Source organism: Cobetia sp. 29-18-1, from assembly GCF_029846405.1.
GTDB classification, from domain to species: domain Bacteria; phylum Pseudomonadota; class Gammaproteobacteria; order Pseudomonadales; family Halomonadaceae; genus Cobetia; species Cobetia amphilecti.
Map to the genome: position 1 here is coordinate 1 of NZ_JARWKS010000032.1, position 16,420 is coordinate 16,420.

Annotated in this window: 15 protein-coding genes; 6 read left to right on the forward strand and 9 right to left on the reverse strand. The window is 58.8% G+C overall.

The annotated features are described in order from the left end of the window. Positions 1-36 precede the first annotated feature (36 nt). Complete coding sequence (locus tag QD208_RS16905) at positions 37-774, forward strand: hypothetical protein (RefSeq protein WP_279837563.1); 738 nt, start codon at positions 37-39, stop codon at positions 772-774. Positions 775-1,101: 327 nt separating this feature from the next. On the opposite strand, the gene QD208_RS16910 is transcribed toward QD208_RS16905, so the two are convergent. Next, positions 1,102-2,193 (reverse strand): hypothetical protein, encoded by a 1,092-nt coding sequence (locus QD208_RS16910; protein WP_279837564.1) that lies wholly within the window; start codon positions 2,191-2,193, stop codon positions 1,102-1,104. 159 nt (positions 2,194-2,352) lie between these two features. Between QD208_RS16910 and QD208_RS16915 the strand changes: the two genes are divergently transcribed. After that, complete coding sequence (locus QD208_RS16915; protein ID WP_279837565.1) at positions 2,353-2,859, forward strand: OsmC family protein; 507 nt, start codon at positions 2,353-2,355, stop codon at positions 2,857-2,859. Between the two features lie 113 nt (positions 2,860-2,972). Here QD208_RS16915 and QD208_RS16920 read toward each other — a convergent pair whose 3' ends face one another. From QD208_RS16920 to QD208_RS16940, 5 genes are all read right to left on the reverse strand, one after another. After that, entirely contained in the window at positions 2,973-3,641 is a 669-nt protein-coding gene (locus QD208_RS16920; RefSeq protein WP_279837567.1) for an RraA family protein, read from the reverse strand. Positions 3,642-3,663: 22 nt separating this feature from the next. After that, positions 3,664-4,968 (reverse strand): TRAP transporter large permease subunit, encoded by a 1,305-nt coding sequence (locus tag QD208_RS16925; RefSeq protein ID WP_054556964.1) that lies wholly within the window; start codon positions 4,966-4,968, stop codon positions 3,664-3,666. A gap of 3 nt (positions 4,969-4,971) precedes the next feature. Next, positions 4,972-5,481, reverse strand: coding sequence for a TRAP transporter small permease subunit (locus QD208_RS16930; RefSeq protein WP_279837568.1), 510 nt, complete (start codon positions 5,479-5,481; stop codon positions 4,972-4,974). 10 nt (positions 5,482-5,491) lie between these two features. Then, the gene (gene dctP, locus QD208_RS16935) at positions 5,492-6,481 is read right to left on the reverse strand and encodes a TRAP transporter substrate-binding protein DctP (protein WP_043334967.1); all 990 of its coding nucleotides are present in this window, start codon (positions 6,479-6,481) and stop codon (positions 5,492-5,494) included. A gap of 542 nt (positions 6,482-7,023) precedes the next feature. After that, on the reverse strand, positions 7,024-8,451 hold the full coding sequence (locus QD208_RS16940; protein ID WP_279837571.1) for a sodium:solute symporter family protein: 1,428 nt from the start codon (positions 8,449-8,451) through the stop codon (positions 7,024-7,026). Between the two features lie 187 nt (positions 8,452-8,638). Between QD208_RS16940 and QD208_RS16945 the strand changes: the two genes are divergently transcribed. Beyond that, on the forward strand, positions 8,639-9,733 hold the full coding sequence (locus QD208_RS16945; protein WP_279837573.1) for a LysR family transcriptional regulator: 1,095 nt from the start codon (positions 8,639-8,641) through the stop codon (positions 9,731-9,733). A gap of 158 nt (positions 9,734-9,891) precedes the next feature. Here the strand turns inward: QD208_RS16945 and QD208_RS16950 are convergent, their stop codons facing one another. The 3 genes from QD208_RS16950 to QD208_RS16960 all read right to left on the reverse strand — a co-directional run bounded on the left by QD208_RS16950 (position 9,892) and on the right by QD208_RS16960 (position 13,198). Next, entirely contained in the window at positions 9,892-11,412 is a 1,521-nt protein-coding gene (locus QD208_RS16950; protein WP_279837575.1) for an aldehyde dehydrogenase, read from the reverse strand. Then, on the reverse strand, positions 11,409-12,779 hold the full coding sequence (locus tag QD208_RS16955; RefSeq protein ID WP_279837577.1) for a Zn-dependent hydrolase: 1,371 nt from the start codon (positions 12,777-12,779) through the stop codon (positions 11,409-11,411). Before QD208_RS16955 ends, QD208_RS16950 begins: the two co-directional genes overlap by 4 nt. A 140-nt stretch (positions 12,780-12,919) precedes the next feature. After that, positions 12,920-13,198 (reverse strand): thiamine pyrophosphate-dependent enzyme, encoded by a 279-nt coding sequence (locus tag QD208_RS16960; protein WP_347882014.1) that lies wholly within the window; start codon positions 13,196-13,198, stop codon positions 12,920-12,922. Positions 13,199-13,395: 197 nt separating this feature from the next. On the opposite strand from QD208_RS16960, the gene QD208_RS16965 reads away from it, so the two are divergent. Genes QD208_RS16965 through QD208_RS16975 form a run of 3 tightly spaced genes read left to right on the forward strand, consistent with a single transcriptional unit; the run spans position 13,396 to position 16,368 of the window. Then, positions 13,396-14,028: a TnsA endonuclease N-terminal domain-containing protein gene (locus QD208_RS16965; RefSeq protein ID WP_225347472.1), complete on the forward strand. Its 633-nt coding sequence runs from the start codon at positions 13,396-13,398 to the stop codon at positions 14,026-14,028. Next, on the forward strand, positions 14,021-15,949 hold the full coding sequence (locus QD208_RS16970) for a Mu transposase C-terminal domain-containing protein (protein ID WP_175088988.1): 1,929 nt from the start codon (positions 14,021-14,023) through the stop codon (positions 15,947-15,949). Before QD208_RS16965 ends, QD208_RS16970 begins: the two co-directional genes overlap by 8 nt. Beyond that, positions 15,946-16,368: a TniB family NTP-binding protein gene (locus QD208_RS16975; RefSeq protein ID WP_279837578.1), complete on the forward strand. Its 423-nt coding sequence runs from the start codon at positions 15,946-15,948 to the stop codon at positions 16,366-16,368. Before QD208_RS16970 ends, QD208_RS16975 begins: the two co-directional genes overlap by 4 nt. Positions 16,369-16,420: the final 52 nt, after the last annotated feature.

Sequence of the window (16,420 nt, forward strand, 5' to 3'; positions counted from 1 at the left end):
GCACCAGTCTGAGCGCTTAAACCGCGCAGAACCGAATTGATCATCGCTTCCTTAGGTTTAATTAGGAAAGACTCAGGTGAGAGGAATGTACTATACCCAAGCAGCTCTAATTTTATTGTGGAGCAGGCTATTGAATACTTTGCTATTGAGAGGCTGAGTTTGACTCTCTCTTCACATTTTAATGATCATCGGTTCTCTCAGAGTGAGTTGCAGGCGTTTAATAGAACTGATGTGCCGAATATTCTTCTAGGTAATATTTATTTAGAAATGTTTTCGAAATCTATGAGCGAAAGAGAGAGCTTTATGAATAAAGCACCTGGACAGTTATCGCTAAAGCGTAATAATGAAATTGTTTACTGTTACGGTAAAAATAATACTATATACGACAGATTTGAACTTGTACTCCCAAAGAAAAGCAAGGTTGAAAGATGTGGGGATAATAATTTAGTGGTAAAAACACCTAGGTTTGAAATGAGAATAAAGTCAGTTTTTTCTGGAGTTAATACAACACTACCTGATCGGTTTCCAGAACTGTACATGAACGAGAACATACTATCGATAGACGCTTATAAGATTGAGTTAGAAATAGACATAAAATTCAAGATGTTCGCCTTACTCACGCGTAAAGGCTGGGTTTACTATGATTGGCTAGACTCTTATCTATCCCAAATTGAAGATGGTTTTAGTTTTGAGGTTTTTAAAAAGGATATAGGCTGGATGCATAATAGCGCATTAATGACTATGATAGAGAAAAGAGTCCAGACAAAAAGTTAAGTTATATTTTGCTAGTGAAAAAAATTGCTGACTTTTGGCTTTGTAGATTTTAAGTAACTGGTTTGATTAATGAGCCTTGGATTGGAGTGATCCTATACGGTTCTTATAGTTCTACTGGTGATGTTGTTATGTTTTGCCAATCATGATTGTTATTTTTCGGTATAATGAACTAAGTAGTTTTATTGCGTAAAACTAATAAAAGAGGAGGTGCTTGGTTAGAATGTTAGTTCTATATATATTTTTATATTTTAAAAGGTAATAATGTCTTAGTGGAGTTGTTATGGTTGTGGGTCGTTGATTGTTTAAGTAACTGAAATGTTAGTTTTTTTAGTTTGAATCCATCACCACCAGACTCCCCATCACCCCTTCACACAACGGCTTGATCTCGCTGAAGCCGTCATCGACGGTGAGGTCTGTTTTGGCTTTGGCGTAGGTGGTGCCGTCGGCGGCGGGGTGGTAGCTGGTGCAGTGCAGGCGGATAAGCTTGTCGTCGAGGAAGAGGCCGTATTCGCGGGTCTGCGAGGTGATGGGCATGCCCTGGTGTCGTTGTGTCATGGCGATATCGAACCAGTAGACCTGACGGTGATTTACTCGGGTCAGGCCGGAGTCGAGCATCTGGCTGTTGATGGGCGCCCATTGCGCCAGTTGGTCCGTGGCGGCCATTACCTTGAGCTGCGCGTCGCTGACGGTGTCGCCATGCAGATCATAGATCTCGAGGATGATCATGTCGGTGCCGGTACCCGCCTGACTCTGCCATTTCTGCACGATATGCGGCAGGCGTCCCTCGGCGGCAGACCACGAGGCAGGCAGGTGCAGTGCCAGGTTGATGCCCTGTGACTTGGCGTGGCCCTTGGTGTGGAATTCCTGGAAATAGCCGTCGTAGAGCTCATATACCGGCTCGATCTGATACTTGGTCGCCAGCAAAAATTCCTTGAACGGCGAGGGCAGGTATTCCCCCTGGGCGCGCAGATGAATGGCCTCGATGAAGCGGGCCGCGAAGTCGCTGGTCAGCTTGTCGGTAGTCAGCTGCGAATCCAGTTCCTTTTTTATCTGACGGCGAATGTCATCCAGTACTTCGCGCGCGTGGTCCTTGCCCATCAAGGTGGCGAGGTTTTCCGCCAGACGATGGGTGATATTCGGGAAGGCATTCTTGAAGTAGGCGGAGGCCAGTTCCGCATCAGGCGCGAGGCCGGGATACTCGTCGGCGATGCGTGACAGCGTGATGTCCTGGGCGATGACGAAGCCGTAGGTGCTGCTTAGGGTATTGATGACCTGGGGCGAGGAGCGAAACTGTGCGGCTTCGGCGCGTGCCGAGGCACCGAGGGTGATGAGACATAAGCTCAGGCCCAGTCCGAGCGTCAGGGTGGCGACGGCCAGCCCGGGAATTGCCCCAAAGGAGCGTGTTACGGCAAACGCCATGCGTGACATCCTGTCAGAGTGCGATCAATTCAATCCTATCATCGGCTTACGATGACTTCTCGTGTGCTGGCACGGTTCAGATGCCTAATCAGTCAGAAGTATCAGGCTGCGCGTCATGCGGCGCACACGGTTTCCCTTGTGAGAGAGCAGCAGACAACGATGCCAAGACGACACCAGTACTTAGTTGACCTTGAGTGGACTGGCAATCGCGGGGATGGCACCCGCCATTACACCGCCTATGGGCGCGATTTTATGGCCCGTGTCAGTGGCAAGCCGAGCTTGGAAGGCTCCGCCGACCCTGCCTTTCGGGGCGACGCTACCCGCTGGAATCCGGAAGATATGCTGGTGGCCTCCGTCTCCGCCTGCCATAAGCTGTGGTATCTGCATCTGTGTGCTGAGGCCGGCATTCGTGTCATGACCTATCACGACCAAGCCGAGGGCACGATGCAGGAAGGCACACCCGCCGCTGATGGCAAGAATCAGACAGAGAACCAGGGCGAGGCGGGACGCTTCACCTCCATCGTGCTGCGCCCCGAGATCACGCTGGCCGCCGGTGACGATATCGCGCTCGCCCATGAGCTGCACCATCGAGCGCATGCGCTGTGCTTCATCGCCAATTCGCTGAATTTTCCGGTCAGCTGTGAGGCGGTGATCACCCATCAGTGATGGGCAGCCCTCAGCCCGCGTCGGACTGACCGTGTCAGAACCCAAAAGGCCACCAGAGCAATCTGGTGGCCTTTTTTGGTTTCAGCGTCTCGCAAGCGCATCAAGCGAGGCAATCAACCGCGTGCATTCACTTCCTCGATCAGTTGGCTTGCGCCGGTGAGGTCCGGCAGGCAGGCGCCGTCGGCGATCTTCGCCAGCAGCACTTCTTCGGCTTCTTGCACCTCGATGGCGTGGCTTGCGATGGCCGAGACTTCCTCGGGCGCCATGACGATGACGCCGCTTTCATCGGCGAGGATGGCATCGCCCGGATTGACGACGACACCGCCGATGCTGACCGGCACATTGAGCGCGCCCCCGATCCCGGCGAAGCGGGTGGTCAGCGAGGCGACGCCGCGACTCCAGACCGGGAACTGCTTGTCGCGAATGGTCAGCGCATCGGTGGCCATGCCGTCGATCACCACACCTGCCACGCCGAGGCGCGAGGCGACTTCCGTCATCACGCCGCCCCAGCAGGCGCGGTGGCGATCGCCCTGGCGATGCACGATCAGCACATCGCCCGGACGCACCAGGCGCATCAGGTGGTTGAGCAGGGTGCCATCTTCCGGCGGCAGCGAGACGGTGACGGCGGTACCGGCGATGCGCACCTCGGGCAGCATGCTGGCAATCGCCGGTTCGACGAAGCCGTGGGTGTGGAAGTGGCCGATGGTGGCCGTCTCGCACTGGCGGAGCTGTTCCAGCCGTTCAGGCGCGACCTGCGCTGGCATGTCATTGAGTTGGTACATGGAAGTCTCTCGTCGTGGTCGGTCAGATCAGGCTGGGCAGGAAGGTCGTCAGCCACGGGGCCCAGTAGAGCATCAGCATCGCGAACAGGAAGCAGATGACGATCGGCCAGGCCGCGGCGTAGATGGTCTGCATCGGCGTCGCCGGGGCCGCGCCTTTCACCGCAAACAGGTTGTAGCCGAAGGGCGGGGTCAGACTGCCCACCGAGATGTTGATCAAAAACAGTGTCCAGAACCACACCGGATCAAAGCCATACAGCTTGACCAGCGGGGCGTAGATGGGAATGACCACCATCATGAAGGCGATCTGATCGATGAACATGCAGGCGATCAGCGGAATCAGCATCAGGATCAGCAGCATCCACACCGGGTCGAGGTCCAGCCCGGTCACGCTGCTCACCAGACCGCTGGTGGCGCCGGTGAAGCTCAACAGCTGCGAGAACAGCTTCGAGCACGCCAGGATCAGGATGATCATGGTGCTGACCTTGAGCGAGGACATCACCGCCTCGCCGGCCATCTTGAATGAGAACTTGCGATAGTAGGCCGCGACCACCAGCGAGCCCAGCACGCCGGTGGCGGCGGATTCGGACGGCGTGGCGATGCCGAGCAGAATCAGGCCGAGCACGGCGAAGATGATGATGGTGAACGGCAGCATGTTGATCACGGCGCGGCGCTTTTCCTGGGCCGTACCGCCACCGCTTTCATCGACGGGTGGCGCGCGACGCGGGTCCAGCGTGATGCGTACCTTCACATAGAGGATGAACAACGCGGCCAGCAGGATGCCGGGCAGGATACCCGCGATCAGAAGCCGTGCGATGGAGACATCCACCATCGAGCCGATGATGATCACCAACAGGCTCGGCGGGATGATCGGTGCGAGACTCGCGCCACCGAGAATCAGGCCGATGGAGAGCCTGTCGTCATAGCCGCGCTCCTGCATGGTCGGCAGCGCCGAGCGGCTGAGCATGGCGGTCACGGCCAGCGCCGAGCCTGACAGGGCGCCGAACAGCGTCGACAGGGCGACGACGAAGAAGTAGAGGCGACCCTTCATGCGGCCCATCAGGGCATCCAGCGAGTCGAAGATCACATCGATGGAGCCGGAGCGGAACAGCAGCTCCCCCATCAGCACGAACAGCGCGATGGTGGTCAGCGTCTCCGAGGTCATGCTGTCGTAGACACTGTTGGCGAACATGCCGAAACCGGCGGTGCCCATCAACCACAGCGTGCCGAGCACGTTGATGGTCAGGAAGGCGGCGAAGACGGGAATGCCGAGGGCGAACAGGCCCATCAGCAAGGCGATGGCCAGGCCCAGAGAGGTATACCATTCCATGACTCAGGGTCCTTTTCTGGCGGCGGTAGCCGGGGGCGTCGCGCGGCTAAAGGCGTGGCGCAGGAAGTACAGAGCGGCGCTGATCATCGCGTAGGCGATGAAGCTGGAGACCCAGTACTTGGGAATGTCGAGGCCCATGGCGGTGGTGGTGTGGTAATTGAACTGACGCAGGCTTTCCTGCACGCAGATCCAACCGGCCACGGCGCAGACGGCGCCGGTCACCAGGGCGAGGAGACGATCATAGAAGGCGCGCGCGGCAGGGCCGAGGCGCTCCGGCAGCACGGTGATGGCGATATGGCCATGGGTGCGTGCCAGTTCCGGCGTTGCCAGCGAAATCGAGAGGCATAGCAGGTAAGCCACCATCGCGCCGGACCACAGGGTGGGAGAGTTGAAGAAGTAGCGCGCGATGACTTCCAGCCAGAAGCACAGGACGATGCCACACAAGGTGACACCGCCCAGAAGGAAGCCTGCTCGCGTCACGCCGTCATGCACACGTGCAAGCAGGGTTAGCATGGTGGATTCCTTACTCGCTGACGGTGGTCAGGTTCTTCTCGATCGCCAGTTCACGCATGGCGGTCACCGTGTCCGGGGTCTTGTCGATGCCCAGCTGCCAGATACCGTCGGTGACGAGGGCATCCAGACGCTCGGCGTCTTCCGGTGCGAATTCGGTAGGCTGCATGCCGGCTTCGTCCAGCGCCTTCCACTCTTCGACTGCCAGCTCATCCAGGATCGGGACGATCTCGGTTTCCAGCTCACGGCCTTCGTCGAGCAGCACTTGCTGCTGTTCCGGCGACAGGGTGTTGAAGGCGTTCAGGTTCATCAGCACGAAGTTGTAGGTCTGACCGAAGGTCGGCTTGGAGTAGTAGCCGGCGACTTCCTGCCAGCCCATGTCCTTGACGCCATTCAGGCCCCAGGCCGCGCCGTCGATCACGCCACGGTCCATCGCGGAATAGACATCGCCACTGGACATCAGCACCGGCGTACCGCCCAGGCCCTTGGTGACGTTGGTATAGGTGGGGCTGCCGCGCAGACGACGGCCATCCAGACCCGGCGTACCGGTGATCGGCTCCTTCAGCACGTACTGGAAGCCGTGGCTGCCCAGCGGCGGAATCGCGATCAGCTTGAGGCCCAGGCCGTTGTAGTGCTCATCGACCATGTCCCACAGGCCGGATTCACGCGTCTGTTCCGGATTCACCGCCACGCCATCCATCGCGGCACCGACGCCGGTGGTGTTGGTGTGGTAAGCGGCGTGGGTATACAGCAGCTGGAAGACACCGGCCGCGACAGGCTGCAGCTGCTCGAAGGGCGGCACCACATCCGGGCCGGTCAGCTTGATGGTGAGGTCGGCGGCCTTGTTGGCTTCGACTTCCTTGATGAAGCGTTGGGCAATCTCGCGGGAGTAGGCAGTGGTCTGGTCGTAACTGGACAGCATGCGCAATTCGGTGGCCATGGACTGGGTGGCCGGGAGGAGTGCGAGCAGCGGGAGCAGCAGAGCGGGCTTGAGGGTTTTCATAGCAGTATCCACGTTATCGTTATTGTGAGCGGGGCAGTGCATGCGGGACAACTCGTGACCATGATGCTGCGTCGTCGAGATGCATGCGGTACCTGTCCCTGCTTCTTGTTGTGATGGTACGCCTTCAATCTATGAGGCACTCCCTTCGCGGTCAACGAATCATCAGCCTTTTGGGCTTTCAAATTTCAATACGCAGTATTTGCGAAATTTATGTAAGAAAATATGTGTGTATAGCACCGTGACAACATGCGGGGATTCCGATAGGAAATAGCCCGATTGATGACAGAAAAGATAGGCAAGTCGTCGCAAGGATAGCGGGCGGTAGGTCGCGAAAAAGCTGCCTGTAGTTATCTGTTAGCTCAGCAAAATGGCGAGAAGAAAGTCAGCAGAGCGACTGAGCTTGAACACAGGAAATCCCCCGTTACCGATGACTTCTTGAGAGCATCGGCAACGGGGGCTTTCGGGTGGTGCATTCACTGCCTGATACACACTGAGCACAACTGTCAGCTCGGCTAGTCAGTGCGCCAAGTCAGCTCGGCCAGTCAGCGCGCCACAGACTCGATCGAGAGGTTCAGGATCGGCTTGCGCAGGGCCAGCGGCATCAGCGCCAGCGAGACCGGCAGGCCGATCATCACCGGGTGCAGGCCGAAGGGATGGCCCAGCACCTGCCACAGCACGGCGGTGGCCAGCCCGCCCCACATCATGATCACCCCGCCACGCGGGTCTGGCGTGCGACGGCACAACGCGACCACCGTCGGCACCAGCACACCGCAGACCAGCATCGCGCTGCCGAGAATCCAGATATCGAGCAGACGCGGCGCGTAGAGCGCCAGGCCCAGCGAAATCAAGGACATGGCGACCACCGAGTGACGGCTCATGCGCAGCATGAAGGCATCATCACGGCCCTTCATGCGCGGCTTGATGATGTCGTTGGCGATGGAGGACGCACCGGCGATGAAGAACGAATCCGCGCACGAGATGATGGTCGCCAGCAGCACGACGACCATGCTGACCATCAGCGGCAACGGCAGGGTGGCCTTGATGATGGCGTAGAAGGACAGGTCCGGATTGGCGACCGCGATATCCAGTCCCAGCTTGGCGAAGGCGCCGATCAGGACCACGGCACCGCCGACCAGCAGCGTGAAGACGATGGCGACGGCGTAGCCGGTGCGTGCCGCCTTGAGGCTGCGCGCGGCCCAGAAGCGCTGCCACAGGTCCTGGCGCACGAACTGATAGGCGCCGATGGTCAGCATGTAGACCGCCAGTTCATGGCCGGAAATGCCGGTCAGGCTCAGGAAGTCAGGGTTGCCTTCGGGCATCGGTGCCGCGCTGATGAATTCCCAGCTGCCGCTGGCGTAGTAGACGGTGACCAGCAGGAAGAAGATGCCCAGGGTCTGCAGGGTGCCCAGGATGGCGTCTGACCAGATGACCGCCATCAGGCCGCCCAGCCATGTCTTGGCGGTCAGCAGTGCCCAGGTCAGCAGGATGCCCACCGGCAATGCCAGGCCGAACACCAGCTTGAGCACCGTGGCCACGGCCACGAACTGCATGCCGGTGATGGCCGCGTAGGCACACAGGATACTGAGCAGGGTCGGCACCCTGACGCCTTCGCCAAAGCGACTGACCAGAAAGTCGGCCAGGGTCACCATGTTGAGGCGCTCGCCTTCGGCGTGGATCTTGCCGATGAAGAAGTACAGCGCAATGCCTGCGAAGGTCATGCCCACCGGCAGCCACAGCTGGCCCATGCCGAAGGTGTAGCCCTTGGAGACGAAGCCCAGCAGGGTAGAACCACCGACGGCGGTACCGATCAGCGTACAGATCAGCGGGAAGGTCGAGGTGGAACGGCCTGCGACATTGTAATCATCATAGGTCTTGATGCGGCGGAAGAAATAGAGCGAAAGCCCCATCAGAAATACGCCACATGCTATGATCATGATCGAGAGAATGAAGGTTTCTCGGGTATCGAACATCGTCGTGTTTTCCGCTTTATTGATATTGTATTGATCGTCATACGTGCCTGAAGCGAGGGGCAATATATCACTCGAGGGCAGACGTTGGTGACGCGGTGCTGACTTTATTACTATCTGGCGTGCCGCCGAGAGTGCGTTTCATTGCGCTCTTGCCGGTCGCGCCACTTTCGGGACAGGAACAATCGCCATGCGACCCATACATGACACGCTGGACTGGAACCTGCTGAGAACATTCATCGTCATCGTCCAGGAGGAAAGCGTCAGTCGGGCCGCGGCGCGTCTCTACCTGTCGCAGCCAGCAGTGAGTCTGTCACTCAAGCGTCTTGAAGAGCGTCTGGGGCAGCGTCTGATCGAACGTGACAGTCACAGCTTTCGCGTGACCGGGGCGGGGCAGGTGGTCTATCGCGAGGCGGTGGAGATCTACGCCAATGTGGCGCGTCTCGCCTCTGAGGTAGGCAATAGTCATACGGAGATTTCGGGACATGTCTCGCTCCTGTTCATCACCGGCATTGAATGTCGTTTCCTTGATAGCGTGTTCGCACGCTTTCACCGCTGTTTCCCCCAGGTCACCTTCTCGATCCAGGAAATGTCCAGTCACGAAGTGCAGCAGGGCTTGCTGCAGCGCCAGGGGGCCTTGGGTATCTGTCTGGCCCAGCAGACGCCTGAACAGCTGATGTCCCAGGTGCTGGCGCGCCAGAATTACCGCTACTTCTGTGGTCGCATGCATCCGTTGTTCGGCCAGCAGAACCTGCCGATGGAGGCGCTGCGCAATGAACGCTATGTCTCCTTTGGCAGCGAGCAGCTCGATGGTGTGCTGTCACCGCTGGCGATGTTCCGTGCTCGCGAAGGCGTGCAGGGTCCGGTGATCGGTCAGTCCAGCAGCCTGCAGGAAATCCGCCGCATGGTGCTGGCCGGTTGGGGCATTGGCTGCATGCCCGAGCACATCGTGCGTCGCGAAGTCGAGGAAGGGCAGTTGTGGCCCCTGCCGCCTTACGGTGGCGTGGCCGATATCGACCTGCATCTGATGTGGCACCGTGAGGCGCGTTTCAGTGCCGCGGAATCCACCTTCGTCAACTTCATGCACAACGCGTTGGCCAAGGTGCCGCTGGAAGAGCGTCTGCATCGCGGGCTGGAAATGCAGCCTGCCGCGGCCTCTCACCCAGCCGACGGCGTGCCTGCCAGTCGCGATCCGCTTGCCGCCGTGCATGCTGATCCAGATGCTGAAAGGCCAGATTCCGGCGAGGGCGAGGGCGAGGGCGAGGGCACGGGCGAGACTGTCTAGACCGAACCTCAGTTTCCAGACACCTTTTCTCAACCGCCTTCTCGAGACTCTTCTCAAGCGCTTCCCAACGTCATTTCTCGACTACCACCATCGGCACCGCCGCCATCCTGCAACATCGGATGACAGCGGTGCCTTGGGTTGGAGGGTCGTCACAGGCCTCAGTAGGCGAGATTGATCCAGGTGGTCTTCAGGTCGGAGTACTTGTCCAGCGCGTGCAGTGACTTGTCGCGCCCGAAACCGGACTGCTTGACGCCACCGAAGGGCACGCTGATATCGCCATCGGCGTAGCAGTTGACCCATACCAGACCCGCCTTGAGACGTCGCGAGACACGATGGGCACGCGCCAGATCACGCGTCCACAGACCAGCGCCCAGTCCGTAGATGGAGTCATTGGCCAGCTCGATAGCCTCATCCTCGCCGCTGAAGCGGGTCACGCCGAGCACCGGGCCAAAGATTTCCTCGCGCATCACGGTGCTGTTCTGGCCGCCTTCCACGATGGTCGGCTCCAGATACCAGCCGCCGGCGGTGGCATCGCTGGGCGCGATTGCCTGGCCGCCCTGGTGCAGCGTCATGCCTTCCGAGAGTGCGGTCTCGACGAAGCCGAGCACCTTTTCGTGGTGGTCCGCGCTGACCAACGCCCCCATGCGTGTGGCCGGGTCGAGCGGGTCACCGGCCGGCATGGCGCGGGCGCAGGCGATCAGACGCGGCATGAAGTCATCGAAGATGGCCTCATCGACATACAGGCGTGAACCGGCGATGCAGACTTCGCCCTGATTGATGAAGATGGCATCGGCGGCGGCGCGAGCGGCCATGTCCAGGTCCGGGCAGTCGGCGAACACGATATGCGGCGACTTGCCGCCACACTCCAGCCACACACGCTTGAGGTTGGAGTCGCTGGCGTAGCGCATGAAGCGCTTGCCGGTCGCGGTGGAGCCGGTGAAGGCCAGCGCATCGACTTCCATGTGCAGGCCAAGCGCCTGACCCGCCACCGCGCCCAGGCCCGGCGTGACGTTGAACACGCCCGCCGGAATGCCGGCTTCATCGGCCAGTGCCGCCAGACGCAACGCACTCAGGCTTGAGGCTTCGGCCGGCTTGAGCACCACGCTGTTGCCCAGCGCCAGTGCCGGCGCGAACTTCCAGGAAGCGATCATCAGCGGGAAGTTCCACGGCACCACCGCCGCGACCACACCCAGTGCTTCACGGGTAATGGTGGCGTGTACGTTCTCGCCGGTGGGCGCGATCTCGTCATAATGTTTGTCGATGGCCTCGGCGTACCAGGCCACCGAGCGTGCGGTTTCCGCCAGATCAAAGCCCAGGCTGTCGCCGATCGGCTTGCCCATTTCCAGCGTCTGCAGCAGCGCCAGTTCTTCGGCATTGTCGCTGATCAGCTGGGCAAAGCGTTGCAGCACGGCCTTGCGGGCCTGGGGGGACTGACGCGACCAGACACCGGATTCGAAGGCACGACGCGCGGCCATCACGGCGCGGTCGATATCCTGCTCGGTGCAGGCGGTGATATGCGCCAGCACTTCGCCGGTGGCCGGATTGTAGGCCGGGAAGGTGTCGCAGCCGGTGCTTTCGGTATAGGCGCCATCAATGAAGGCACGCGTCTCGAAGGTCAGCGCGGAGGCGCGTTGCTGCCAGTCGGCATGCGTCAGCGGGGCGGATGTGGCAGTGCTCATTGGGCGTTCTCCGCGGTGTTGTGGGTCGCATTGGCGTCGTCAGTGTCAGAGCTGACGATGCCGGCACGCTTGAGCATCGCCAGCAGCAGGACGTTGGCGCCATCCTCGAGATCGGACGGTTCGGCGTTCTCGCTCTCGTTGTGGCTGATGCCGTCTTCGCAGGGCACGAAGATCATCGCCACCGGATTGATGCCGGCGATCTGCACGGCGTCGTGACCGGCGCCGGTTTCCATGTCGCGGTAGCTGAGTTCCAGCTCCTGACTTGCGCTGCGCACCATCTCGATCAGTTCCGGCGCGAATGGCGTCGGCGGAATGTGCTGGACCTCGATCAGCTCGATGTCCACGCGTTGTTTGTCGCTCTGGTTGGCGGCGTGATGCTTGAGGCACAGCGCCTTGAGCTGGTCGTGCATCTCGGCGAGCACTGCCGGTTCCAGGTGACGCAGGTCGACGCTGAAGCGCACCTGGCCCGGAATCACGTTGCGCGAGTTGGGATGCACATTGAATTCGCCACAGGTGACGCGACCGTTGGGCTGGTAGGCATCGGCCAGCGTCAGGATATCGCTGACCAGCGCGCAGGCGGTCTTGAGCGCATCGCGGCGATAGGGCATCGGCGTCGGGCCGGCGTGGGCTTCCTGACCGCTGACCACCACGTCGAACCAGTGCAGACCCAGCGAGCCGGTGACGGCACCGATGGTGATCTCTTCCTGTTCCAGCACCGGGCCCTGCTCGATATGCGCCTCGAAATAGGCGCCGAAATCATGGCTGCCCACCGGCACGTCGCCGGCATAGCCGGTGCGCGCCAGTGACGCGGCAACGCTGTCGCCGTCACGGTCGGTGGCGGCCAGGGCCTTCTCGAGCGGGATCAAGCCCGCATGCACGCCGGACCCCATCATTACCGGCACGAAGCGGCTGCCTTCCTCGTTGGTCCAGATCACCACTTCCAGCGGGGCTTCGGTCTCGATGCCGCGCTCATCCAGCACGCGCATGACTTCCAGGCCGGCCAGCACGCCGTAGCAACCGTCGAACTTGCCGCCGGTGGGCTGGGTGTCGATGTGGCTGCCGGTGGCGACCGGCGGCAGGCTGTCATTGCGGCCCGGACGACGGGCGAAGATGTTGCCGATCTCGTCGACGCGCAGTGTCAGGCCCGCGGCCTCGAGCCAGCCGGTGACCAGCTCGCGGCCGGCGCGGTCTTCTTCGGTCAGGGCCAGACGGCAGTTGCCACCCTTGGGCGTCGCGCCGATCTCGGCCAATGTCATCAGCGCGTCCCACAGGCGCTTGCCATCGACGCGCAGGGCGAGGCTATCCAGAATCTGCTGGGTCTGTTCGGTGTTGGCAGAGGGAGCTGAAGGGGTAGTGGTAGTGGACATGTTGTTGTATGACTCCTGTCGTCGCGCTCTGGCGGCATGGTTCAACTGTTCTGACGGTTCAACTGTTCTGACTGGCGACCTTCCCGCCTTGGGGCGACGGGAAGGTCGTCCGAAGGCGGGAAGGAGCGCCTCCCTGTGACTTACTCGGCCGCGTTGCGCGTGAGGGCATCTTCACGGATGCCGCTGAGCAGCTTGCCCGGGGCGATGCCGTCCGGGTCATAGCGCAGCTCGATCAGGGCCGGCAGACGCTCGCGGTCGGCGAATTCCAGGGCGCGCTTGAAGCTTTCCTCGAAGTCCTCGTCCTTCTCCACCACCTGACCCAGGCCGCCGTAGGCCGTGACCAGCGCGGCGAAGTCCGGGTTGGTGAAGGTCAGTGCGATCTCGCGGCCCGGGAAGTCGTTTTCCTGGTGGGCGCGGATGGTGCCCCACTGTCATTTTCAGCAATTGATGCGACCCTCAGCGCGTAATATCGGGCTATTATGGTAGTCTGTACAGGATTGAGTGCGACAGAATTAATAGCAATTGATGCGACAGGCCTTGTTTTATTCAACATTTGGTGCGACTGCCCATGCCACTGCCTACATCCGTTCGTAAAATCGGCCCTACGCGACGAAGTGTGTCTGGCTACTATGCCTTTCGCGGGGAGGAGTCTATTGCGTTCGAGTCGACGCTCGAACGTGATTTCCTCATCAAGGCTGACTTTGATGTGAGCGTCCTTGGTGTGATTTCCCAGCCGTGCGAGATCCCGTTTCATCATCCCGTGACCGGTAGGCGCTACACCTACACACCTGACTATTTGGTGTATTACCGTCTCGGTAACCGTCATTACAGGGATTACCCAAAACCTCTCCTGGTGGAGGTCAAACCACGGGAAAAGTGGCAAGCACATTGGCGTGAATGGTCGCCTAAATGGAAGGCGGCGATACGGCATGCCAACAACGAGGGCTGGGCGTTTCGCATTCATGATGAAAGCCGCATTCGTGATAAGACCTTGGACAACATTACCTTCCTAGCGCGCTATAAGCGGATGGTGTTTCCTTCTGTCGAAAGCCAGGCAGTCCTCAACACCGTGAGGGAGATGGGGGTGGCGACTTTGGATTACCTGCTGTCTCGGCACTTCATGGGCGATATTTATCGGGCAGAGGGGATTGCGCATTTATGGCATCTGCTGGCGACCCGACAGCTAGATTGCGATATGGCTCAATCTTTCAGTCCTCTATCAGAGGTGTGGGTACCCGATTATGAATAATCATCGTGGCAACACAACTGAGCCCAATAGCGGCGTCGCTCAAACACGCCAACACTTGCAGATCATGGTGGGTGAGCAGGTTCAGAAAGATGGCACCGTTTACCGAATTTCCCAGGTGCTTGATTTTGAGACAGTCATTGGCATTGCCGTTGAGTCCGGGCGTAGTTGCCCGCTTCGCATCAAAGAACTAGCGCCTCTCAATAGCGGGTCTGTGCTCCCTGATCAGGATATATCCGAGATTGGGGATGCCGATTGGCAAGAGGCCGAGCATCGCTTTTCGATCATTAAGCCCTTGGTGGATCGCCGTACGGTGGGGCGGGATGCAGCGGAGGAGCGTGCGAAACAAACGGGGGTTGATACGGCTACGATTTACCGTTGGTTAAAGCGGTATAAAGCGACGGGCTCGGTGCTCGCATTGATTCCTCAAAAGCCAGGGTGGAAGAAGGGAAAGTCGCGTATTCCCGCGCATGCCGAGGCAGTGATTCAGGAAGTCATCAAAGAGGTGTATTTGACGCTGCAGCGTCCGTCCGCACAAAAGGCGGTACAGGAAGTGATGCGGCGTTGCCATGAACGGCGCATCGACCCGCCGAGCCCTGGTACCGTTCGTGCTCGTCTGCGTGATATCCCAGAGCGTGACCGGTTGCGTGGCCATGGTTTTAGAGACAAAGCCATTAACAAGTTCCAGCCAGCAGCCGGGAAGTTTCCCAATGCTGACTATCCGCTAGCGGTCATGCAGATTGACCACACGCCTGCCGATATTATTTTGGTCGATGACGTGTATCGCAAGCCGATTGGTCGCCCATGGATTACGTTGGCCATGGACGTGTTTACCCGTGTGGTCACGGGGTATTACTTGTCGTTTGACCCGCCCTCTGAAACATCTGTCGGCATGTGTGTGGCGCACTCCATGCTTCCTAAAGATGAGTGGTTGCTACTGCATAATGTGGAGGCTGAGTGGCCGGTATGGGGCACACCCGCCACGATTCATGTCGATAACGGCCCAGATTTTCGCTCAGAGACGTTTCGGCGCTCATGCCTAGCCTATGGGATCAACCTTGAGTTTCGGCCTGTTAAGCAGCCTCGTTATGGTGGCCATATTGAGCGGGTGCTGGGCTCTATTCTCAAAGAAATCCATAACCTGCCTGGGACGACCTTCTCCTCCATTAAAGAGAAAGAGGGGTACGATCCAGAGAAGCACGCGGCCATGACGAAAAGCGAGTTTGAAGAGTGGCTGGTGACGTTGATTTGTAAGGTTTACCACCAGCGTCTTCATTCTGGAATTGGTATGTCACCGGTGCGGAAATGGGAAATCGGTGTGTTTGGCAATGCTGACGTGCAGGGAGTTGGCTTAGCGCCACGGCCTGCTGATAGACTTTCTGTATTGCTCGATTTTTTGCCCAGCTTTCAGCGCACGATCCAGACCTTTGGTGTGACCATCGATGGCATGAACTATTACGATGAGGCGCTAAGGCCATGGATCAATGCCAAAGATCCAGATACGCCAAGCAAGAAACGCACCTTTGTGTTTCGGCGTGACCCTCGTGACATTAGCGTCGTTTGGTTCAAAGACCCGGAGCTCGGGCACTATTTTCGCGTGCCCTTTGCAAATCTCGCCCTCCCCTCGATGAGTGTTTGGGAGCATGCCCAGGCCAAAGCGCGCCTTCGCCAGGAAGGCAGGAGTTCGGTCAATGAGTCTGAAATCCTACGCGCTATTAGTGAACTGCGAACTCATGTGGAGGAGTCGCAAGCACGTACCAAGCGAAGTCGCCGTCAGGCACAACGACGTAAAGAGCATGAGAAGAAGGTGACGCCTGCAGATCCCCTTTTACATGCGCCCTCAACCGCGGCCCCCCAAGAGTCACCCACTCAGGAAGATGGTCTCTTATCGGGTGATATCGATGTGAACTGGGACATATCATGAGCACACACCTTCATCCTGATCTTCGTCATGTCTTGGGGCTGTCCGCTAGAGAGCGAATGGAGTTTATGGATCAACCGCGATGGTTGGGGTATCCATTGGCCAATCGTGTCATTGAGGTCATGCGTGGGCTGATGGAGAAGCCTAGTCGTCCTCGTATGCCTAACCTCTTGCTCGTGGGTGACTCCAACAACGGAAAGACAACCATCGTTCAACGGTTTCGTAAACAGTACGGTGAGGGCTACGTGAATGAAGACGTAGAACCGGTGAAACCAGTGATCGTCACTCAAGCCCCACCGAGTGCCGATGAGAAAAGTCTGTATATCGCAGTGTTAGAGAGCTTTTGGGCTCCCTATCGGCCTTCAGACCCGGTACCTAAGCTGCGCTACCAAGTGATTCATCAACTGCGGGCTTGCCATTGAAGTGGACCCCAGAATTCGGACCAGGCGCTAAGCTCTGATCATACCGACCAGG

Coding starts and splice junctions, on each gene's coding strand:
- QD208_RS16910 (WP_279837564.1), bottom strand. CDS start 2,193: ATGGCGTTTGCCGTAACACGCTCCTTTGGGGCAATTCCCGGGCTGGCC.
- QD208_RS16915 (WP_279837565.1), top strand. CDS start 2,353: ATGCCAAGACGACACCAGTACTTAGTTGACCTTGAGTGGACTGGCAAT.
- QD208_RS16920 (WP_279837567.1), bottom strand. CDS start 3,641: ATGTACCAACTCAATGACATGCCAGCGCAGGTCGCGCCTGAACGGCTG.
- QD208_RS16925 (WP_054556964.1), bottom strand. CDS start 4,968: ATGGAATGGTATACCTCTCTGGGCCTGGCCATCGCCTTGCTGATGGGC.
- QD208_RS16930 (WP_279837568.1), bottom strand. CDS start 5,481: ATGCTAACCCTGCTTGCACGTGTGCATGACGGCGTGACGCGAGCAGGC.
- dctP (WP_043334967.1), bottom strand. CDS start 6,481: ATGAAAACCCTCAAGCCCGCTCTGCTGCTCCCGCTGCTCGCACTCCTC.
- QD208_RS16940 (WP_279837571.1), bottom strand. CDS start 8,451: ATGTTCGATACCCGAGAAACCTTCATTCTCTCGATCATGATCATAGCA.
- QD208_RS16945 (WP_279837573.1), top strand. CDS start 8,639: ATGCGACCCATACATGACACGCTGGACTGGAACCTGCTGAGAACATTC.
- QD208_RS16950 (WP_279837575.1), bottom strand. CDS start 11,412: ATGAGCACTGCCACATCCGCCCCGCTGACGCATGCCGACTGGCAGCAA.
- QD208_RS16955 (WP_279837577.1), bottom strand. CDS start 12,779: ATGTCCACTACCACTACCCCTTCAGCTCCCTCTGCCAACACCGAACAG.
- QD208_RS16970 (WP_175088988.1), top strand. CDS start 14,021: ATGAATAATCATCGTGGCAACACAACTGAGCCCAATAGCGGCGTCGCT.
- QD208_RS16975 (WP_279837578.1), top strand. CDS start 15,946: ATGAGCACACACCTTCATCCTGATCTTCGTCATGTCTTGGGGCTGTCC.